The organism is Stenotrophomonas sp. HMSC10F07, from assembly GCF_001807895.1.
Classification (GTDB): domain Bacteria; phylum Pseudomonadota; class Gammaproteobacteria; order Xanthomonadales; family Xanthomonadaceae; genus Stenotrophomonas; species Stenotrophomonas sepilia.
In genome coordinates this window covers 12,399-32,873 of the sequence record NZ_KV791452.1, presented here as the reverse complement: position 1 = coordinate 32,873, position 20,475 = coordinate 12,399, and the positions used below count along the sequence as shown (strand labels likewise).

Below are 20,475 nucleotides of genomic sequence, written 5' to 3'. Positions count from 1 at the left end.
CGAGCCCCCATGGAAGGGTTCACGGCGTGTCCCGCTGGCCCCTCCCGCCCCGCCCAGCTCGCAGCAATCCAGAGCCTGGATCGCTGTTGCTGTTGCTGTTGCCTGCCGCAGGCAGCGCACGCGGCCGCCGCCGCAAAGCAAACCCCTTAGATCTTCTTCGCCAGCGCCTCGGCCAGGCCGGTGTAGCTGCCCGGGGTCATCTCGAGCAGACGCTGCTTCGCATCCGTCGGCAGCTCCAGCCCCTGCACGAACGCACGCATCGACTCGGCCGTGATGCCCTGGCCGCGGGTCAGCGCCTTCAGCTGCTCGTACGGGTTCGGCAGGCCATGGCGGCGCATCACCGTCTGCACGGCCTCGGCCAGCACTTCCCAGGCCGCATCCAGATCCGCATCCAGGCGCTGCGGGTTCACTTCCAGCTTGCCCAGGCCCTTGGCCAGCGAATCCAGTGCCACCTGGCTGTGGCCGAACGCGGTGCCCAGCGCACGTAGCACGGTGGAATCGGTCAGGTCACGCTGCCAGCGGCTGATCGGCAGCTTCGCGCTGAAGTGCTCGAACAGGGCGTTGGCGATGCCGAAATTGCCTTCCGCATTCTCGAAGTCGATCGGATTGACCTTGTGCGGCATCGTCGACGAGCCGACTTCGCCTTCCTTCAGGCGCTGCTTGAAGTAGCCCAGCGAGATGTAGCCCCAGATGTCGCGGGCCAGGTCGATCAGGATGATGTTGGCGCGGCGCGCGGCATCACCGATCTCGGCGACGTTGTCGTGCGGCTCGATCTGCGTGGTGTACGGGTTGAATACCAGGCCCAGGCCGGTCACGAAGCGCTCGGCGAAGGCAGGCCAGTCCACGTCCGGGTAGCTGGCGATGTGGGCGTTGTAGTTGCCGACCGCACCGTTGATCTTGCCGGTCAGTTCGACTGCGGCGATCTGCCGGCGCTGGCGCTCCAGGCGTGCGACCACGTTGGCCAGCTCCTTGCCCAGCGTGGTCGGCGAGGCGGTCTGGCCATGGGTGCGCGACAGCATCGGCTGGCCGGCCTGGGCGTGGGCCAGGGTGCGCAGGGTGCTGGCGATGCCGTCCAGGGTCGGCAGCAGCACTTCACGGCGGGCCTGTTCCAGCATCAGGCCGTAGCTGAGATTGTTGATGTCCTCGCTGGTGCAGGCGAAATGCACGAATTCCAGCGCCGGGGCCAACTCTGCGTCATCCTTCAGCTGTTCCTTGATGAAGTACTCCACCGCCTTGACGTCATGGTTGGTGGTGCGCTCGATCTCCTTCACGCGTGCAGCCTGGGCCGGGCTGAAGCTGGCGGCCAGGGCGCGCAGGCGGGCGACGGCGGCGTCGGAGAACGGGGCCAGTTCGACGATGCCCGGCTCGGCGGCCAGCGCCAGCAGCCATTCCACCTCGACCGTGATGCGGGCCTTGATCAGGCCGTACTCGGAGAAGATCGGGCGCAGGGCGTCGACCTTGCCGGCATAGCGGCCATCGAGCGGGGACAGGGCGAGCAGGGCGGAATCGGACATGTCGGCAGGGCTGGGGCGAGCGGCGGGGGCCATATTCTACGACGTGCCGGGCAGGCGTGCCCTGTAGAGCCGAGCCTACGCTCGGCTGCTCCGGGTAATCCTGCGCCCACGGGCCAGCCGAGCGCAGGCTCGGCTCTACAACACGGCCCTGCGGATGAAACGATCTGGCCCGCGCTCGTCATCCCACGCTGCGGGCAAGGGAGTATCGTTGGCGCAGCCGCCAGCCCGGGAAGCGACACCCTGCCAGCCGCCGCTTCCCTTTCCCCAACTGAAGTAGTGCGGAGTTGATGCAATGAGCAAAGCTGCAAGCAAGGGTTTCAGAATCGAACACGACAGCATGGGCGAGCTGCAGGTGCCTGCCGACGCCCTGTGGGGCGCGCAGACCCAGCGTGCCGTGCAGAACTTCCCGGTGTCGGGCCAGCGCATGCCGCGCGGTTTCATCCGTGCCCTGGGCCTGGTCAAGGGCGCCGCTGCGGGCGTCAACGCGGAGCTGGGCCATCTGCCGAAGAACGTGGCCAAGGCCATCCAGACCGCTGCCGCGGAAGTGGCCGCCGGCAACTGGGATGCGCAGTTCCCGATCGATGTCTACCAGACCGGTTCGGGCACGTCGTCGAACATGAATGCCAATGAGGTCATCGCCACACTGGCCAACCGTGCCGGCAAGGCGGGCAAGACCGCCGTGCACCCCAATGACCACGTCAACCAGGGGCAGAGCTCCAACGACGTGATTCCGACCGCGCTGCGCGTGTCGGCGGTGTTGGCGACGCATGAGCAGCTGCTGCCGGCGCTGGTGCACCTGCGCAAGACCCTGGACAAGAAGGGCCGCAGCCTGCGCAAGGTGGTCAAGACCGGCCGTACGCACCTGATGGACGCGATGCCACTGACCTTCGAGCAGGAGTTCGGCGCATGGTCGGCACAGCTGGCCTCGGCGCAGGAGCGGATCGAAGACAGCCTCAGGCGCGTGCGCCGCCTGCCGCTGGGTGGCACCGCCATCGGCACCGGCATCAATGCCGACCCGCGCTTCGGCGCGCAGGTGGCCAAGGCACTGAAGCAACAGACCGGTTTCAAGTTCGACAGCGCCGAGAACAAGTTCGAGGGCCTGGCCGCGCAGGATGATGCCGTGGAACTGTCGGGCCAGCTCAATGCACTGGCCGTGGCGCTGATCAAGATCGCCAATGATCTTCGCTGGATGAATGCCGGTCCGCTGGCCGGGCTGGGCGAGATCGAACTGCCGGCGCTGCAGCCGGGCAGCTCGATCATGCCGGGCAAGGTCAACCCGGTGATTCCGGAAGCGACCGTGATGGCCTGCGCGCAGGTGATCGGCCACCACACGGCAATCACCGTGGCCGGGCAGACCGGAAACTTCCAGCTCAACGTCACCCTGCCGCTGATCGCGGTGAACCTGCTCGATGGCATCGGCCTGCTGGCCAATGTGTCGCGGCTGCTGGCCGACAGCGCGATCGCCGGGTTGAAAGTGCGCGAGGACCGTGTGGCCGAAGCGCTGGCGCGCAATCCGATCCTGGTCACGGCATTGAATCCGATCATCGGCTACGAGAAGGCCGCGGCCATCGCCAAGCGTGCCTACAAGGAACAACGCCCGGTGCTGGACGTGGCACTGGAAGACAGCGGGCTGGAGGAGGCCGAATTGCGGCGCCTGCTGGATCCGACCGCACTGACCGCAGGTGGCATCCAGGCTGGCGGTGGTGGCGCCGGCGGTTGATCTGCTGGTTGTAGAGCCGAGCCCATGCTCGGCTCAGGTTCCGGGCAGCAGCCGAGCATGGGCTCGGCTCTACAAAAGGAAACGCCGCCCTGGGGCGGCGTTTCTGCTTCAGCGACGGTCGGCGACGATGTTGCCGAACGTGTCGGTGTAATCCTTGAACTCGGGTATGCGCTGGATCAGGTCCGCCGGAATCACTTCCATGCCCTCCGGCGGCTGGATCTTCACCGGTTGCATGTTGGGATCGGCCGGAGCGGCGACCAGGGTGTTCTGGCGCAGCACCTGCAGCTTGCCGAACATCGTCTGCAGCATCTGCTTCTGCCCCTGGTCCAGCGGGATCTGGATCTCGTCCACCTTCATCGTGCCATCGCCGAGGATGATGATGTTCGGTGCCGGCGGGCGACGCACGGTCACCATGCCTTCGCTGACGGAAATCTTGGGCTTGCCGCGCTCGGCGCGGTGGTTGCGGTAATCCTTGTCACAGCCGACCAGGCCCAGGCAGAGCAGGGCGGCCAGCAGCAGGAACAACTTCTTCATGGCATTCGGTTCGGGGGCGTCCGGGCCCGCCATTGTAAGCCGGCCGGCGCACGACGGCCGGCAGCGGGACGCCGCTGCCGGCCGGGTGCGCTGATCTGTCACAGGCCTAGCGCTGGACCACGGTGTCCTTGCCGCAGTCGTCGACGTCACTCTGGTCCATCGTTGCGTAGGGCTTGAACGCCGGCAGCGATGCGGCCAGGGCCTGCTGGCTGGCCAGCATCGCCGGCAGGCGCTCGCAGATGCGCTTTGCCTGGGCCTCGATCTTCGCCGCCTTGGCGTTGATCCGCTTCTCGATGCCATCGCTGTCGCCACTGAAGATGCCCTTCAGCGCTTCGCTGGCAGCATCGGTGCCGAGTTTGGCGCCGGCCAGGCCGATCTCCATGCCTTCATTCGCCACGGCCACCACCTGGCTGCGGTATGCCAGCAGCTGGCGGCGCTGGTTGGCGTCGGCCGGTACATCTTTGCCGTCGATCAGCAGACGGCCGTCGGGGGTGATCTCGGCCTGTGGCTGGTTGGAGGAAGAAATCTTGATGTTGCCCTCGGTGATTTCCTTGCGGGCATCGTCCATGGCCTCCTTGACGGTCTGGCCGACGCCGCTGGTGGCCTCGGCGACGCTCTTGCCGATGGTCTTGTCGGGTGTGGAAGAAGTGCCGCCGCAGGCGATCAGCGGCAGGCACAGCAGGGTGGCAGGCAGCACGCGCAGCAGATTCATGGCAGTTTCCTCGATCGATCCGTTAGCGGTTACTTTTTACGGGGCAGGGTGACGGTGCCACTGACGTTGCGGTGGCCGACATCGCCGCTGCCGCTGTGGTCGACGGTCAGGCTGCCGCGCACGCCATCGACCTGGATGTCCCCCGAGCCGTGGCTGCGCACATGCACATTGCCGCCGATGTCGGACAGATCAACATCGCCCGAGCCGACCACACCGACCTCGACGTTGCCTTGCACGCGCTTGAACCCGATGTCGCCGGAACCGACCGTGTCCAGTCGTGCGTTGCCGCGGACATCGCTGATCTTCAGGTCACCCGAACCGACAGTGCCGGTGACCGCATCGCCACCGATGTTGCGCACCTTGACGTCGCCGGAACCCAGCGAAAGCAGGTTCAGCGAACTGCCGCCATCAATGTCCAGGTCGCCCGAACCCACCGCTGCGTGGATGCTGCCGCGGGTGCCACGCACGATGGCATCACCGGAGCCGACATCCACGCTCAGCGACTGCGCGTTGTCCACGCTGGCGTCGCCGGAGCCGACCTTCAGCTGCAGGGGCAGGTTGTCCGGCACGCTGCCACGGATGTCCAGCCAGGCGTAGCTGCTGCCCAGGCTGATGCTGCTGTCGCGGCCCTCGCGGCGCAGGCTCACCACCAGCTTGTCGCCCACCCTGCGCTGGTCCAGTACCAGCTGGTCCAGCCATTCCTGGCTGGACGCGCAGGCGCGGCCATCGAGCTGGCCAGTGCCCTTGCCGGCGACGACCTTCAGGTCGTGCTGGTTGACCTCGAGCACCACAGCCCTGGCACCGGCCACATCCAGCTTCAGCGTGCGGGCGGCGGTGAACTTGCAGTTCGGAGCATCGGCGGCCAGCGCCGACAGCGGCAACAGCAACAACGCAGAACAGGCGAGCAGGGAACGCATGGGTGGTGCCTCCGGGTGGATGGAATCAGATCTCGCCGGCGCGCTTGCGCAGACGGATGGCAAGGACGATGAACACGGCGCCGACGGCGGCGCCGATCCACAGTTCCGGCATCGCCAGTGACTTCAGCTGCGAGGCCGGCGACATCAGGCTGACCACCGATTCGAGGTCGCGACGCGTGCCTTCCTCGGCGCTGAGGCGATACACCAGGTCCGTGCCCGGTACGCCGCCCAGCAGCAGCCGGCCAACGATGTTCTGCCAGAACCAGCCCGTGGTCAGGCCGATCAGCGGCATCACCTTGGTCGTGCTGACGATGACGCCGGCGAACAGCGGCAGCATCACCGCCCACAGGAACGGCTTGCTGCGGGCCCAGGCCGAGCACAGCAGCAGCCAGCCGGCGGTGGGCAGGGCCCACAGGGCGTAGACCGGGATCCAGGCCAGGTGGCCGGCGGCCAGGGTCAGCGGGCTGGCGGGGCCCCAGATCAGGGTCATTGGGCTGCCGCCGTGCATCAGCGCGACGATGCTGATCACCAGCATGAAGCCGAACATGGTGATGATGCCGGCGATCACCGCGATCAGCGGGGCCACGATCAGTGCGCTGATCACCTTGGACAGCACGGTCTGGGTATCCGACAGCGGCAGTGACTTCCAGAACAGGATGCTGCGGTCGCGGCGGTCGTCGTACAGGGCACCCAGGCAGTAGAAAAACACCACGAAGGCCAGTACCAGGAACGGCCAGGCCGAGCTGAGCACCAGGGTCAGGTCGAGGCCGTTGCCGAGGTCAGCCAGGTCCTTGGCACTGATGTCGCGGGTCAGCAGGGCCAGGTCCAGGCCGTTGATGTTCACGTCTTCGCCGTCGATGTGCAGGCCACCATCACGCGCGGCCCGGTGCAGGGCGAACAGGCCGAAGGCGATGCCGATGGTGCTCATCACCAGCGAGATCAGGCCGGCGATCAACGGTGCATACAGGAAACCGCCACGGTTCTCCCAGTACTCGCGCTTGAGCAGCCAGCGCAGGGTGCCCATCGGGCTGACGGGGTGGTTGACGGCATTCATGCGTAGGTCCCCTTCATGATGGCGACGAACAGATCGGCCAGGCCCGGGCTGCGGGTCTCGCCAAGGGTGGAGAGCTGGGTGCGCGGCACGCCATCGAACAGCATCACGGTCTTTCCGAACGCCAGGCTGCGCTCGTCGATCGGCTTCAGCGCACGCGCGGTCTCCAGCTGGTCGGCGTTGACCAGCAGCTCGGTGTAGCGCTGGCCGACGTCGTCCATGTCCGCGTCGAGCACGATGCGGCCATCACGGATGAACATGACGTCGCTGAGGATGTGCTCGATCTCTTCCACCTGATGGGTGGTGACGATGATGGTCTTCTGTTCGTCGAAGTAGTCCTCCAGCAGGCGCTGGTAGAACTCCTTGCGATAGAGGATGTCCAGGCCGAGAGTGGGCTCGTCCAGCACCAGGATGCGGGCGTCGATGGCCATCACCAGCGCCAGGTGCAGCTGCACGATCATGCCCTTGGACAGTTCGCGCACGCGCTGCTTCGGTTGCAGCTTGGTATTGGCCAGGAAGCGCTCGCAGCGGGCCCGGTCGAAGCGCGGGTGCACGCCGGCGACGAAGTCGATCGCCTCGCGCACCTTCAGCCAGCGCGGCAGCACGGCGACGTCGGCGATGAAGCAGATGTCATTCATCAGCTCGTCGCGATGCAGTCGCGGATCGCGGCCGAGCACGCTCAGGTCGCCTTCCACCGAGGTGAGGCCGAGGATGGCCTTCAGTGCGGTGGTCTTGCCGGCGCCGTTGGGGCCGATCAAGCCGACGATGCGCCCGCTCGGAATGCTGAAGCTGGCGTTGTCGAGGGCTACCGTGGTCCTGTAGGCCTTGCGCAGGCCTTGCGCGGTGATGACGGGTTCGCTTGCAGTGCTGTTCATCAGACGTTCCCCTGGGGCAGCAATTCGTCGAGGCTCAGGCCCAGGCGCTGAATGCGCTCCAGCACCGCGGGCCATTCTTCGTTGAGGAAGCGCTCGCGCTCGCTGCTGCGCAGCTGCGTGGCCGCCTGCTCGGTCATGAACATGCCCAGGCCGCGGCGCTTCTCGACCAGGCCTTCATCGGCCAGTTCCTGGTAGGCGCGCGAAACGGTGATGGGGTTGAGTTGATAGTCGGCGGCCACCTGGCGCACCGAAGGCAGGGCATCGCCCGGCTTCAGGATTCCGTCGAGCATCATGGCGATCACGCGCTCCTTCAATTGACGGTAGATGGGAGCGCCGTCGCTCCACTGGATGTCGCTCATATTCAGCTCCGTGGGGTCAGCGGCTGGGCGAACGAGAAATACGGCATGGACAGGGAGCTGTGCAGCCGACGCGGGGGAGGGGCGGAGGAATCGGCGTTCCCGGCCGGTGCAGCGGTTGCGTCCTGCGCACTGTCGGGAGAGGCGGGGGTGGTGGGCGTGGCCAGCCAGGCCAGCACGATCAGGGTCGAAACAGCAGCGGCCGCGGGTGCGGTGAGGTTGCGACGGATGCGGGCGTTCATGGCTTCCCCCTGTCTCAGGTGACTGGTGTTGTATGCAACTATAACACCGGCACGCCTGGGTGCAACCCCCTGCCGTCCCCAACTGATGGCAGGGGTGGTCGAATTGCTGAAATATCCTCTTATCCATTTGATTGGAAAGGGAAATAAATTTGATGTGCGGGCTGATCCAGTTCCGCCTGCCATTCAGTGTTGTCCATGCTATGTCATCACTGCGCCGTCGTTGGTAAGGCCAGCGGGAAGACGCCACGCCGCGCAAAGCCGCTGGCGCTTGCCGCAACAGGGGGGGGCGGGGGGCGGTGCTATAGTTCGGCCGATTCCCGGCCGCTACCGGCCGGCCCTGTGAATGGCTACCGCGGACCGCTCTCGATGCCCCTGCCGACCGTTATCCCGCGCCGCCTGCGCGGCCTGTCCCTGCTGACCCTGCTGGTGGCCGGCCTGGCCGGTTCCTCCCATGTGCTGGCGGCCGATCTGCTGGACCTGGAGTACCGCCCACTCGCGAGCAAGCAGCAGGTCAACCTGCAGCAGCGCTACCACGGGCAGGTACTGCTGGTGGTCAATACCGCAAGCAAGTGCGGCTATACCCCTCAGTACGAAGGCCTGGAGGCGCTGCAGAAGCGTTATGCCGGCCGCGGCTTTGCCGTGCTCGGTTTCCCGTCCAACGATTTCAAGGGCCAGGAGCCCGGTGACGAAAAGCAGATCCAGGATTTCTGCACGCTCACCTACGGCGTCAGGTTCCCGATGTTCGAGAAGGTGCATGTCGTCGGTGCACAGGCCACGCCGCTGTACCAGAGGCTGACCGCGGCCACCGGCGTGGCGCCGGGCTGGAACTTCCACAAGTACCTGGTCGGCCGCGATGGCAAGGTCATTGCCCAGTTCGCCAGCAAGGTAACGCCGGACGATCCGCAGCTGACAGCCGCCATCGACAAGGCGCTGGCCGCAGCCGCCACGCATTGATATCCGGCACGGATGCCTCGACATCGACGGCATGCGTGCGACAATGTTTCTTTTCGCGCCGACGTCGGCGCCCAGACACTTCCAGGAATGCAGCGAATGAAGATGGGAATGCGCGGCGCCGCGGCGTCGGTTCTGATTCTGGCGATGGGCACTTCGGGTGTCGCTCTGTCGCAACAACCGGCTGCCCCCGCAGCCGCCAAGGAGACCGCAACCTTGAATTCCCCCAAGCAGAAGCTCGGCTACGCCATCGGCCTTGATGTCGCCAAGTCGTTCACCCCGATCGCCGATGAGATCGATGTGGCCGCGCTGCGCACTGCCGTGGAGCGTTCGTTCGAAGGCCTGCAGCCGCAGATCACCCAGGAACAGGCCAAGGCCACCGATGCCGCGTTGCGCCAGGTCGTGATGGCCCGCAGTGGCCAGCAGGTGCCGGGCATGGCGCCGGGTTCGCAGCCGCCGAAGGTCGATCGCGTCAAAGTGTCGCAGATGATCGGTTCGTACTCGGTCGGCCCGTCGCTGGCACAGCTGAAGGACGACATCGATGTCGCCTCGCTGTTTGACGCGATCAGCACAGGCCTGAGCAAGGGCCAGCCGAAGATGACGGAAGCTGACGCGACCGCCACCATCCAGGCCTTCATGGGCAGCAAGCAGGCCGAGATGCAGGCCAAGGCTGCCGCCGCTGCGCAGACCAACCGCGAGGAAGGCAACGCGTTCCTGGCCAAGAACAAGACCCAGCCGGGCGTGGTGACCACCCCGTCTGGCCTGCAGTACCAGATCATCCGCCCGGGTAGCGGCGAGCGCCCGCTGCCGAGCAGCAAGGTGCGCGTGAACTACGAAGGCAAGCTGCTCAACGGCACTGTGTTTGACAGCTCCTATGGTCGCCAGCCGGCCGAGTTCGGCCTGGACCAGGTGATCAAGGGCTGGACCGAAGGCGTCGCGCTGATGCCGGTCGGTTCGAAGTACCGCTTCTGGATCCCGGGTGAGCTGGCTTACGGTGAGAACGGCACCCCGGGTGGCCCGATCGGCCCGAACGCGACTCTGACCTTCGACGTCGAGCTGCTGGGCGTCCTGCCGTAAGCGACCACGGAGCCTGCACGGACATGCGCGTTGCGATTTTCGGTACCGGTTATGTAGGGCTGGTGACCGGTACCTGCCTGGCCGACGTCGGCCACCAGGTGGTCTGCGTCGATATCGACCAGGCCAAGGTCGATGGCCTCAACCAGGGCATCATCCCGATCTATGAGCCGGGCCTGGAGCCGATGGTGAAGGCCAACCACGCCGCGTCGCGGCTGGCGTTCACCACCGATGCCGCGGCCGCGATCGGCCACGGCCAGGTCGTGTTCATCGCCGTCGGCACGCCGCCGGACGAGGATGGCAGTGCCGATCTGCAGTACGTGCTGGCTGTGGCCCGCACCATCGGGCGGCACATGAGCGTGCCGACCGTGGTGGTCAACAAGTCGACGGTGCCGGTGGGCACCGCCGACAAGGTGCGTGCCGCCATTGCCGCAGAGTTGGCGGCACGTGGCGCGGACATCGCCTTCGATGTGGTGTCCAACCCGGAATTCCTGAAGGAAGGCGACGCTGTCGCCGACTGCATGCGCCCGGATCGCATCATCATCGGCGCGACCAGCGCCGAGTCGGTGGCGGTGATGCGGCGCCTGTACGCACCGTTCAACCGCAACCACGACCGCGTGGTGGAAATGGACGTGCGTTCGGCGGAGCTGACCAAGTACGCCGCCAACGCGATGCTGGCGACCAAGATCTCGTTCATGAACGAAATCGCCAACATCGCCGAACGTGTCGGCGCCGATGTCGAGCAGGTCCGCCAGGGCATTGGCTCGGATCCGCGCATCGGCTGGCATTTCATCTACCCGGGCGCCGGTTACGGCGGCTCGTGCTTCCCCAAGGATGTGCAGGCGCTGGCCCGCACCGCGCAGCAGGCCGGCCTGGAGCCGAAGCTGCTGAACGCCGTGGAAGCGGTCAACGATGCGCAGAAGGGCCATCTGTTCGCTCTCATCCAGCGTCATTACGACAAGGGTGAAGACGAAGGTGTGCGTGGCAAGACCTTTGCCGTGTGGGGCCTGGCGTTCAAGCCGAACACCGATGACATGCGCGAAGCCTCCAGCCGTCGCCTGCTGGCGCAGTTGTGGGAAGGCGGCGCGACGGTGCGTGCCTACGATCCGGAAGCGATGCACGAGTCGCAGCGCATCTTCGGCGAGCGCGATGATCTGGTGTTCTGCAGCAGTGCCGACGAGGCGCTGCAGGGGGCCGATGCACTGGTCGTGGTGACCGAGTGGAAGCAGTTCCGCAGCCCCGATTTCCAGATGCTGCGCGAGCAGTTGAAGGACGCGGTGGTGTTCGACGGCCGCAACCTGTACGAGCCGGCGGATGTGGAAGCGGCGGGCCTGGCGTACTACGGCATTGGCCGGGGGCGCTCGCTGCATGTCTGATCTGCTGCCAACCGAACGCGAGCAGGCGCTGGAAGCGCGCCTGGTCGAACTGGAAATGCGCGTGTCCTTCCAGGAACAGGCGCTGGCCGAACTGAGCGATGCGCTGGCCGATGCCCGCATGCAGGGCATGCGCAACGCCGACGTGCTGCGCGTGCTGCTGGAAGACCTGGGCAAGGTCCGCAACGCGCTGAATTCTTCCGATCCGGCGAGCGAACCGCCGCCGCCGCACTACTGATCCGAATCCTATGAGCGATACCCTCCGCGACCAGCTGATGGGCCTGGGCTTCAAGCCTGCGCCCAAGCCCGAGCGCAAGAATGATGGCCCCCGCCGTGATGGTCGCCCGCAGGGCAAGGGTGGCAACGGCAATGGAAAGCCGCAGGGCGCTGGCAAGGGCGAGCACACGCCCGGCGAGCGTCGTGGGCATGGCCACGGCGGCCCGGGCAAGCCCGGCCAGTCACGTGGCCCAGGCCAGCAGGGCCCGCGCAAGCCGCGCAGCGCCGAAGAGATGGACCTGGCCAAGGCCTACGCCATCCGCGCGCAGAAGGAAAAGGAAGAGCGCATCGAGACCGAGCGCCTGAAGCAGGAAGAGGCGCGTGTGCGCCGCGAGGCCAAGGCCAAGCTGGAAGAACTGCTGAAGGACAAGAGCCTGAACTCGGAAGCGGCCGATATCGCCCGCCACTTCCCATATGGCGGCAAGATCAAGCGCATCTATGTGACCGCCGAACAGCTGACCGCGCTCAATGCCGGCGAGCTTGGGGTGGTCCAGCTCAATGGCCGCTACCTGCTGGTGACCGCCGAGGTGCTGGCGCAGTCCGAGGCGGTGTTCGCCGCGTCGGTGGCGCTGAAGGTCGATCCGAATGCGCCGGCCGAGGAGGATCCGTACGCGGACCCGCAATACCAGGTGCCGGACGACCTGGTCTGGTAATGGACTGAGTTGCCTGCCACGCCCGCCGACGTGGCAGTTGGGGGAGGGGCAGGATGACGGCTGATGCAGGGCGCGGTTACGTACCGCACATCGATGGACTGCGCGCGATCGCCGTATTGGCGGTGATCGTGTTCCACCTGGATCCGGCCTGGCTCCCGGGTGGCTTCACCGGCGTGGACGTGTTCTTCGTCATTTCCGGTTTCGTGGTGAGTGCTTCGGTGCACCGCCTGCCGCCACTGTCGCTGGGGGCATCGACGCTGCGCTTCTACGCGCGCCGCATCCGCCGTATCGCTCCGGCCCTGGTTGCCTGCCTGATGGTCACCGCGGTGGCCAGCGTGCTGTTCATCCCCGAATCGTGGTTGAGCGAGGCCAGTGACAAGACCGGGCTGATGGCCTTCTTCGGCTTCAGCAACTGGGTGTTGGCCGCGGTGGGCAACGACTACTTCGCGCCCAAGGCCGAGTTCAATCCCTATACCCACACCTGGTCGCTGGGTGTGGAAGAGCAGTTCTACCTGCTGTTTCCGCTGCTGTTCCTGGCCTGGGCACGGGGCGCGCGTGGGCGCTGGCTCAGCGTGGGCCTGTTCGCGCTGGTCAGCGTCGCATCGCTGCTGCATGCGGCGGTACTGGGCCTGCGCGAGGCCCCGCCTTCCTGGGCCTTCTACGCAACGACCACGCGGTTGTGGCAGCTGGGCGCAGGTGTGCTGCTGTTCCAGCTGTTGCACGTGCGCGCATCGCTCGATCCACTGACCCAGCGCTCGCTGGCCCGCAGCAGGTGGGTGTTCTCGCTGCTGGCCGCGCTGTCGCTGGCCCTGCTGGGCTGGGCGCTGTGGACGGCGCGCGCCGGGCATTCACCTTGGCCGGACGGCCTGCTGCCGGCCTTCGCGACGGCGGGCCTGCTGTGGGCCCTGCACAACCATCCGCAGGCCTGGATCGGCCGCGTGCTGGCCTGCGCGCCCATGCGCCGCATCGGCCTGCTGTCCTACTCGCTGTACCTCTGGCATTGGCCGGTGTTCGTGCTGATGCGCTGGACCGTGGGCCTGGATACGCCGCTGCAGATGCTTCTTGCGATGCTGTTGGTGGGCGTGTTGTCCTGGCTGTCGTGGCGCTGGGTGGAACAGCCTTTCCGTGGCCCGTTGGCGCCGCGGGCGACTTCGCTGCGCTGGGTGGTGATGGGGGCGCTAGTGTTGGTAGGTGCCGGCGGGATCCAGTTCGGCCTCTATCGCGAGGCGCACTGGATTTCGTTGAGCACGGTCACCCGACATCCTGCCGACTGGTATCCGGAAGGTCGCGGTGCGGCGGCTGACTATCCCGGTTGCGAACTGGTGGCAGGCAAGCATCCGTTCGCTGGCGGCAATGCCCGCTCATTCGCGCGTCGCGCATGCGACCACGCGCGGGTCGAGGGTTTCCCGCAACGGATCTTCGTCGCCGGTGACTCGCATGCGATGGCATATACCGAACTGTTGAGACGCGTAGCCCTTGAGACGGGCGCTACCGTGATCCTGTACGGGCGCGGTGGTTGCCCGCAGGTAAGCCTGCAGCGATGGCGGGGGGCTGGTGGTGGCTGCAGCGACTACGATGCTGCCGTGCGCGCCGACATCCAGCACCAGGCACGGGCAGGCGATGCGGTAGTGCTGGTGTCGCTGCGCATGCCGCGCCTGTCCGACCAGTACATCCTCTTCGATGCTGCCGAGAAGCTGGCGGATGAACGATCGCCGCGTGCGGCTGAACTGCGCTCGGCCGAGGTGCCCGAGGAGATCGCGCTGTGGAAGCCTGTGGCCGAACAGGGCGTGCGTATCGTGCTGGAAGCGCCCAAGCCGGTATTGCCGGCACCGCCGTATCGCTGTTCAGACACCTTCAACGCCAGGAACGCCATTTGTCGCAATGGTGTCGACAGCACCCGCGCGGACATGGATGCGCTGCGTGCACCGATGCTGGGCAGCCTGCAGCAGGTGGTTGATGGCCTGCCCGGCGCAGTGATGTGGGATCCGCTGCCGGTGTTGTGCGATGCCACCCTGTGCCCGGCACAGCGCGATGGCCGGCCGCTGTACTTCGATGGCGATCACCTTAGTGGCTATGGCAACCGCGTGCTGCTGCCGTCGCTGCTGCAGGTACTGCGGCAGCACTGAAGCGGGGCAGAGCGCTCAACCCGTGCGTGCGCCGCTGCGCCGCGCACGGATCAACGGCAGGCTCAGCGCGAAGAAGCACAGCAGCGCACCGACCAGCGCGAAGCCGCTGCCGGCCAGGAACGCGGTGCGGCCGTCGTCGATCTTCCACAGTTGGCCGGCAATGAGCGCGCCCAGCACACCGCCGACACCGGACGAAAAGCCGTACAGCAGTCCTTGGCCGTGGCCGTTGAGACGACCGGGAAAGCAGGTCGCCAGCATCTGCATCGCTGCAGCGAAGAACGCGGCAAAGCCCAGCGCGTGCGCGGTCTGCGCCAGCAGCATCACCGGCAGGTTCTCCGGGAACAGTGCTGTCACAGCCCAGCGCAGGCAGGAACTGACCAGCGCGATCAGCAGCATCCAGCTGGCGTCGTAGCGGCGGAAGAAGCGGCCGATGGTGAAGAACACGCCCACTTCGAAGACCACGCCGATGGTCCACAGCAGGCCGAGGGTGGAGGTACGGTAACCGTGATGGTCCATGTAGACCGAAAAGAACGTGTAGTACGGGCCGAACGACAGCTGTTCCATGAAGGCGGCCAGGAAGAACGCCAGCACCGGCGGCCGGCGCACGATCTGCCAGAAGCCGCTGGCGTCACCCGCAGTCTTGCCGATGCCGCGCGCGTAGTGATTGCTGAAGGCCGAGGCAACCAGCAGCACGAACAGGGGCAGCATCATCCACGGCAACAATCCGGCGTGGTTGCCGGCGCCATCGCCTTCGATCAGCCAGCCGAACAAGGTGACCACGGCGATGAAGCCGAGCGAACCCCAGACCCGGATCAACCCGTAACGATGGCTGTCGTTGCCCAGGTGGGTGAGGGTGATCGACTCGAACTGCGGCATCACCGCGTTGTAGAAGAAGCAGAACACGATCATCGCCGGGTACATCCACGGCTGCGGCAGTGGCAGCAGGAAGGCAGCGAAGCTGAGCAGGGTCAGCACGCAGCCGACGCGCAGCAGGCGGATCGGCCGCGGTGATGCGGCCGCCAGCGAGGTCCAGGTACTGGGTGCGATCACGCGGGTGGCGTACCACAGGCCCATCATCACGCTGATCGCGGTCACGCTCATGCCGCGCGCGGTCAGGAACAGGCTCCAGTACGGCGTGAACGCGCCGAGCGCCGCGTAGTAGAACAGGTAGAAACTTGAGAGGCGGGCAACGGGAACGGTCATCGCGGGAATAATGCACGGTAGCGCCGGGCCATGCCCGGCGGACGGGAGATGACGCCGGGCATGGCCCGGCGCTACCGCCTCATTCGGGGTCGTAGTCGAGGTTGGAGGCCAGCCAGCGTTCGGCTTGGGCGCGGTCCACGCCCTTGCGCCGGGCATAGTCGGTGACCTGTTCGCGGCTGAGCCGCCCGACCACGAAGTACTGGCTCTGCGGATGGCTGAAGTAGTAGCCCGAGACAGCGGCCGTGGGCAGCATCGCGAAGCTCTCGGTCAGTTCCATGCCCGCGTTCTTCTCAGCCTGCAGCAGGTCGAACAGGCGGCGCTTCTCGCTGTGCTCGGGGCAGGCCGGGTAGCCCGGTGCCGGACGGATGCCGCGGTACTGCTCGTCGATCAGGGCCTCGTTGTCCAGCGTCTCGGCGCGGTCGTAGCCCCAGAATTCGGTACGCACGCGCTGGTGCAGGCGCTCGGCCAGCGCCTCGGCGAAGCGGTCGGCCAGTGCTTTCAGCAGGATCGCGTTGTAATCGTCATGCTCGGCCTCGAAGCGCGCGACGTGGGCGTCGATGCCGATGCCGGCGGTGACAGCGAACGCGCCGATCCAGTCCTGCTTTCCGCTGTCGGCCGGTGCAATGAAATCGGCCAGGCAGAAATCCGGGCGTTCGGCTGGCTTGTCCACCTGCTGGCGCAGGAAGTGCAGGGTGGTTTCGCCCTGTGCGTGCTGCACGCGGACATCGTCGCCGATGCTGTTGGCCGGCCACAGGCCGAACACGGCCTTGGCCGTCAGCCACTTCTCGCCGACGATGCGCTCGAGCATCGCACGGGCATCCTTGTACAGCTCGCTGGCCTGGGTACCGACGATCTCGTCGGTGAGGATCGCCGGGAACTTGCCGGCCAGCTCCCAGGCCTGGAAGAACGGCGTCCAGTCGATGTAGTCGACCAGTTCGGCCAGGGGATAGTCGTCGAACACGTGCAGGCCGGGCTGATTCGGTGTCGGTGGAGTGTAGTTGTCCCAGCCGCCATGGAATTTCTGCGCGCGCGCATGTTCCAGTGTGACCAGGCGCTTGGCGTCGCCCCGGTTGCGGTGGCGTGCGCGGATTTCGGCATAGTCGGCTTCGTTGGCGGCAACGAAGGCCTCGCGCAGATCACGCGAGATCAGCGACTGCGCCACGCCAACCGCGCGCGACGCATCCTTCACCCACACTGTCGGCGCCTTGTAGTGCGGGTCGATCTTCAGCGCGGTATGCGCACGCGAAGTGGTCGCGCCCCCGATCAGCAGCGGCAGGTCGAAGCCCTGGCGCTCCATCTCGCGGGCGACGTGGCTCATCTCCTCCAGGGACGGGGTGATCAGCCCGGACAGGCCGATCAGGTCTGCGTTGTGCTCGCGGGCAGCATCGAGGATCTTCTGCGCCGGCACCATCACGCCGAGGTCGACCACGTCGAAGTTGTTGCAGGCCAGTACGACGCCGACGATGTTCTTGCCGATGTCATGCACATCGCCCTTCACCGTGGCCATGATGATCTTGCCGTTGCTCTTGGCGGTGTCACCGCTGCGCGCCTTTTCCGCCTCGATGTAAGGCAGCAGGTAGGCCACGGCCTTCTTCATCACGCGCGCGGATTTCACCACCTGTGGCAGGAACATCTTGCCGGCGCCGAACAGGTCGCCGACGATGTTCATGCCGTCCATAAGCGGTCCTTCGATCACGTCCAGCGGGCGGCTGGAGGCCTGCCGGGCCAGTTCGGTGTCTTCCTCGACGAAGGCATCCAAGCCGTGTACCAGGGCATGTGCCAAGCGCTGTGCCACCGGCTTGTCGCGCCAGGCCAGATCTTCGGTCTTCGCCGCGCCCTTCTTGCCCTTGTAGCGCTCGGCGATCTCCAGCAGGCGCTCGGTGGCATCGCTTCGACGGTTGAGGATCACGTCCTCGACACGCTCGCGCAGGTCCGGCTCCAGTTCGTCGTAGATCGGCATCGCGCCGGCGTTGACGATGCCCATGTCCATGCCGGCGGCGATCGCGTGGTACAGGAACACCGAATGGATGGCCTGGCGCACGGTTTCGTTGCCTCGGAACGAGAACGAGACGTTGGAGACGCCGCCGGAGACATGGCAGTGCGGAAGGGTCTGCTTGATGATGCGGGTGGCTTCGATGAAGTCCACCGCGTAGTTGTCGTGCTCTTCGATGCCGGTGGCGACGGCGAAGATGTTCGGGTCGAAGATGATGTCCTGCGGCGGGAAGCCGATCTCGTCGACCAGGATGCGGTAGGCGCGTGTGCAGATCTCGACCTTGCGCGCACAGGTGTCTGCCTGCCCGGCCTCGTCAAACGCCATCACCACTGCCGCGGCACCATAGCGCAGCACCTTGCGCGCGTGCTCGCGGAACAGCGCTTCGCCTTCCTTCAGCGAGATCGAGTTGACCACGCTCTTGCCCTGCAGGCATTTCAGGCCGGCCTCGATCACGCTCCACTTGGAGGAGTCGACCATCACCGGGATGCGCGCGATGTCCGGCTCGGACATGATCAGGTTGAGGTAGCGCGTCATCGCCGCTTCCGAATCGATCAGGCCCTCGTCCATGTTGACGTCGAGGATCTGCGCGCCGCTGGCCACCTGCTGGCGGGCCACGTCCACCGCCTCCTCGTAGCGGCCTTCCTTGATCAGCTTGCGGAACTGCGCGCTGCCGGTGACGTTGGTGCGTTCGCCGACATTGATGAACAGCAGGTCCGGGGTGATGACCAGAGGTTCCAGGCCGGACAGGCGGGTAGGGCGGACAGGCGTCATGGCAGGCGTCGGCTCAACAGCAGTAGGGCGGGAAGTGCGGGACAGTGGCGGCAACGTTCATGCGGCCTGCTCCCGGGTGCCGGGCAGTGCGCGCGGCGGCAGTCCGGCCACGGCATTGGCAATTGCACGGATATGCTCGGGGGTGGAGCCACAGCAGCCGCCGACCAGGTTCAACAGGCCATCCTCGGCGAAGCCGCGCAGGGTGGTGGCCATCTCTTCAGGGGTTTCGTCGTACTCGCCGAACGCGTTGGGCAGGCCTGCATTGGGGTGGGCGCTGACGTAACAGTCGGCGACCTGCGAGAGGGTTTCCACATGCGGGCGCATCGCATCGGCACCCAGCGCGCAGTTCAATCCGATCGACAACGGCCGGGCGTGGGCGAGAGATGCGTGGAAGGCCTCGGCGGTCTGCCCGGACAGGGTGCGACCGGAAGCGTCGGTGATGGTGCCGGAGATCATCACCGGCAGCCGCGCGCCGCGCGCATCGAACGCTTCCTCCAGCGCATACAGCGCGGCCTTGGCGTTGAGCGTGTCGAAGATGGTCTCGACCATGAGGGTGTCGGCGCCGCCGTCGATCAGGCCCTCGATGGCTTCGCGGTAGGTGTCGCGCAGCTCGTCGAAGCTGGTGTTGCGGAAGCCGGGATCGTTGACGTCAGGGCTGATCGAAGCGGTGCGGCTGGTCGGGCCGATCACCCCGATCACGAAGCGCGGCTTGCCCGGGGTGGTTGCGGCCACTGCATCACAGCACGTGCGCGCGACCGCAGCGCCGGCCTTGTTCAACTCGTACACCAGGTGCTCGAGGTGGTAGTCGGCCTGGCTGACCGAGGTTGCATTGAAGGTGTTGGTTTCGACCAGGTCCGCACCGGCCTCGAGGTAGGCGGTGTGGATGTCGGCGACGATCTGCGGCCGGGTCAACAGCAGCAGATCGTTGTTGCCCTTCAGGTCATGGCCTTCCGGTGTGGCGTGATCGCAGCCGGAGCCATGCAGATGGTCATAGCCACCGGCGAAGCGTTCGCCACGGTAATCGTCTTCCTGCAGGCCGTGGCGCTGGATCATCGTGCCCATCGCACCATCGATGATCAGGATCCGCTCGCGCAGGGCGTCGAGCAGGGCGTTGGCACGATCTGGATGCAACCAGGGCAGGGCGGGCATGGCGGTCTCGGGCTCAGGGCTTGTTGGCGATCAGCGAAATCACTTCGAAGTGCGGCGGACGCTTCTCGCGGGTGACCGTCTCCAGGCTGGACACCTGCAGGCCGGCCTTGTCGACGAACCTGCGCAGTTCCTTGTCGCTGAAGCCGAGGTTGACGTGGCCATAGGCCTCCACGGCCGCCTTGTGCTCGTGCCGGGCCAGGCTGCACAGCAGCAGGCGGCCACCCGGTCGCAGTACGCGCGCGGCTTCGGTCACTGCCTGCGCCGGTTTGCTGGCGTAGGTCAACGCGTGCATCAGCACGACCAGATCGAAGCTGCTGTCCTTGAACGGCAGGGCATGCATGTCGCCCTCGCGCACTTCCACGTTGGGCAGGCGGCGCAGGCGTTCACTGGCGGCGGCAACCACGCGCGCGCTGGTGTCGATGCAGATGTAGCGCTTGGCATGCGGGGCAACCAGTTCGGCCAGCACGCCATCACCAGAGGCGATATCCAGCACGTCGCCGGTCTCAAGCAGCGGCAGCGCGGTGCGGGCCAGCGCCTCCCAGGTGCGCCCCGGCGAGTAGTGGCGTTCCATGTCGCCGGCCACGCTGTCGGCCCAGTTCTGGTCGGAGGCGCGGTGGGCCAGCACGGCGGCCACGCGTTCAGCGTCCTGGCGCAGCAGCGGGTCATCGCTTCCGTTGCTCAAGGCATGCCACAATGCACGCTGCGCGGGGTCCAGCTGGGCCTCGTCGAAGCGGTAGTAGGCCGACACGCCGGCACGGCGGTCGCGGACCAAGCCGGCTTCCTTCAGGCGTGCCAGGTGGGTGGACACGCGCGGCTGCGCCAGCCGGGTGATCGCCGACAGTTCGGCCACGGTCAGTTCCTCCTGCTCCAGCAGCGCCAGCAGGCGCACGCGAGTGGCATCGGCGAACACCTTCAGGCGGGTCGACCAGTCTTCCAGATCCATAAACATCTACCTATCGCGATATAGAGATATATTCGCTGAAGG

Annotated in this window: 19 protein-coding genes; 7 read left to right on the top strand and 12 right to left on the bottom strand. The window is 66.3% G+C overall.

Annotated features, from left to right (window positions below; genetic code table 11):
• Window positions 1-146: 146 nt before the first annotated feature.
• Window positions 147-1,514, bottom strand: coding sequence for an adenylosuccinate lyase (gene purB / locus HMPREF3114_RS19150; RefSeq protein ID WP_005417510.1), 1,368 nt, complete (start codon window positions 1,512-1,514; stop codon window positions 147-149).
• Between the two features lie 292 nt (window positions 1,515-1,806).
• Here purB and HMPREF3114_RS19145 point away from each other — a divergent pair, with 292 nt between their 5' ends.
• Window positions 1,807-3,234 carry a class II fumarate hydratase gene (locus tag HMPREF3114_RS19145; protein WP_005417504.1) on the top strand — a complete coding sequence of 476 codons (1,428 nt, stop codon included), beginning with the start codon at window positions 1,807-1,809 and terminating at the stop codon, window positions 3,232-3,234.
• Window positions 3,235-3,342: 108 nt separating this feature from the next.
• Here the strand turns inward: HMPREF3114_RS19145 and HMPREF3114_RS19140 are convergent, their stop codons facing one another.
• The 7 genes from HMPREF3114_RS19140 to HMPREF3114_RS19110 all read right to left on the bottom strand — a co-directional run bounded on the left by HMPREF3114_RS19140 (window position 3,343) and on the right by HMPREF3114_RS19110 (window position 7,921).
• Entirely contained in the window at window positions 3,343-3,768 is a 426-nt protein-coding gene (locus HMPREF3114_RS19140) for a hypothetical protein (RefSeq protein ID WP_053499474.1), read from the bottom strand.
• Between the two features lie 106 nt (window positions 3,769-3,874).
• Window positions 3,875-4,480, bottom strand: coding sequence for a DUF2884 family protein (locus HMPREF3114_RS19135; protein WP_070490450.1), 606 nt, complete (start codon window positions 4,478-4,480; stop codon window positions 3,875-3,877).
• 29 nt (window positions 4,481-4,509) lie between these two features.
• Entirely contained in the window at window positions 4,510-5,397 is an 888-nt protein-coding gene (locus HMPREF3114_RS19130) for a GIN domain-containing protein (RefSeq protein ID WP_070490448.1), read from the bottom strand.
• A gap of 25 nt (window positions 5,398-5,422) precedes the next feature.
• On the bottom strand, window positions 5,423-6,451 hold the full coding sequence (locus HMPREF3114_RS19125; protein WP_065178601.1) for an ABC-2 transporter permease: 1,029 nt from the start codon (window positions 6,449-6,451) through the stop codon (window positions 5,423-5,425).
• Window positions 6,448-7,323, bottom strand: a complete 876-nt coding sequence (locus tag HMPREF3114_RS19120; RefSeq protein ID WP_053499451.1) for an ABC transporter ATP-binding protein — start codon at window positions 7,321-7,323, stop codon at window positions 6,448-6,450. Before HMPREF3114_RS19120 ends, HMPREF3114_RS19125 begins: the two co-directional genes overlap by 4 nt.
• Complete coding sequence (locus HMPREF3114_RS19115) at window positions 7,323-7,682, bottom strand: GntR family transcriptional regulator (protein WP_005417481.1); 360 nt, start codon at window positions 7,680-7,682, stop codon at window positions 7,323-7,325. Before HMPREF3114_RS19115 ends, HMPREF3114_RS19120 begins: the two co-directional genes overlap by 1 nt.
• A gap of 2 nt (window positions 7,683-7,684) precedes the next feature.
• Window positions 7,685-7,921: a hypothetical protein gene (locus tag HMPREF3114_RS19110; protein ID WP_053499453.1), complete on the bottom strand. Its 237-nt coding sequence runs from the start codon at window positions 7,919-7,921 to the stop codon at window positions 7,685-7,687.
• A 366-nt stretch (window positions 7,922-8,287) separates the two neighbouring features.
• Between HMPREF3114_RS19110 and HMPREF3114_RS19105 the strand changes: the two genes are divergently transcribed.
• The 6 genes from HMPREF3114_RS19105 to HMPREF3114_RS19080 all read left to right on the top strand — a co-directional run bounded on the left by HMPREF3114_RS19105 (window position 8,288) and on the right by HMPREF3114_RS19080 (window position 14,374).
• Window positions 8,288-8,875, top strand: coding sequence for a glutathione peroxidase (locus HMPREF3114_RS19105; RefSeq protein ID WP_053499455.1), 588 nt, complete (start codon window positions 8,288-8,290; stop codon window positions 8,873-8,875).
• A 96-nt stretch (window positions 8,876-8,971) separates the two neighbouring features.
• The gene (locus HMPREF3114_RS19100; RefSeq protein ID WP_014037761.1) at window positions 8,972-9,949 is read left to right on the top strand and encodes an FKBP-type peptidyl-prolyl cis-trans isomerase N-terminal domain-containing protein; all 978 of its coding nucleotides are present in this window, start codon (window positions 8,972-8,974) and stop codon (window positions 9,947-9,949) included.
• A gap of 23 nt (window positions 9,950-9,972) precedes the next feature.
• On the top strand, window positions 9,973-11,322 hold the full coding sequence (locus HMPREF3114_RS19095; protein ID WP_053499456.1) for a UDP-glucose dehydrogenase family protein: 1,350 nt from the start codon (window positions 9,973-9,975) through the stop codon (window positions 11,320-11,322).
• Window positions 11,315-11,557: a SlyX family protein gene (locus HMPREF3114_RS19090; RefSeq protein ID WP_005410256.1), complete on the top strand. Its 243-nt coding sequence runs from the start codon at window positions 11,315-11,317 to the stop codon at window positions 11,555-11,557. The genes HMPREF3114_RS19095 and HMPREF3114_RS19090 overlap by 8 nt, the downstream gene beginning before the upstream one ends.
• A gap of 10 nt (window positions 11,558-11,567) precedes the next feature.
• Complete coding sequence (locus HMPREF3114_RS19085; RefSeq protein WP_053499458.1) at window positions 11,568-12,248, top strand: DUF2058 domain-containing protein; 681 nt, start codon at window positions 11,568-11,570, stop codon at window positions 12,246-12,248.
• Window positions 12,249-12,301: 53 nt separating this feature from the next.
• A complete protein-coding gene (locus HMPREF3114_RS19080) occupies window positions 12,302-14,374 on the top strand; it encodes an acyltransferase family protein (RefSeq protein ID WP_053499460.1) in 2,073 nt (690 codons plus the stop codon).
• Between the two features lie 15 nt (window positions 14,375-14,389).
• Here the strand turns inward: HMPREF3114_RS19080 and HMPREF3114_RS19075 are convergent, their stop codons facing one another.
• From HMPREF3114_RS19075 to HMPREF3114_RS19060, 4 genes are all read right to left on the bottom strand, one after another.
• On the bottom strand, window positions 14,390-15,577 hold the full coding sequence (locus HMPREF3114_RS19075; protein ID WP_053499462.1) for an MFS transporter: 1,188 nt from the start codon (window positions 15,575-15,577) through the stop codon (window positions 14,390-14,392).
• 79 nt (window positions 15,578-15,656) lie between these two features.
• Window positions 15,657-18,341 (bottom strand): methionine synthase, encoded by a 2,685-nt coding sequence (gene metH, locus HMPREF3114_RS19070; RefSeq protein WP_053499464.1) that lies wholly within the window; start codon window positions 18,339-18,341, stop codon window positions 15,657-15,659.
• A gap of 57 nt (window positions 18,342-18,398) precedes the next feature.
• On the bottom strand, window positions 18,399-19,490 hold the full coding sequence (locus HMPREF3114_RS19065) for a homocysteine S-methyltransferase family protein (RefSeq protein ID WP_065178607.1): 1,092 nt from the start codon (window positions 19,488-19,490) through the stop codon (window positions 18,399-18,401).
• A gap of 13 nt (window positions 19,491-19,503) precedes the next feature.
• A complete protein-coding gene (locus HMPREF3114_RS19060; RefSeq protein WP_049465810.1) occupies window positions 19,504-20,433 on the bottom strand; it encodes an ArsR/SmtB family transcription factor in 930 nt (309 codons plus the stop codon).
• Window positions 20,434-20,475: the final 42 nt, after the last annotated feature.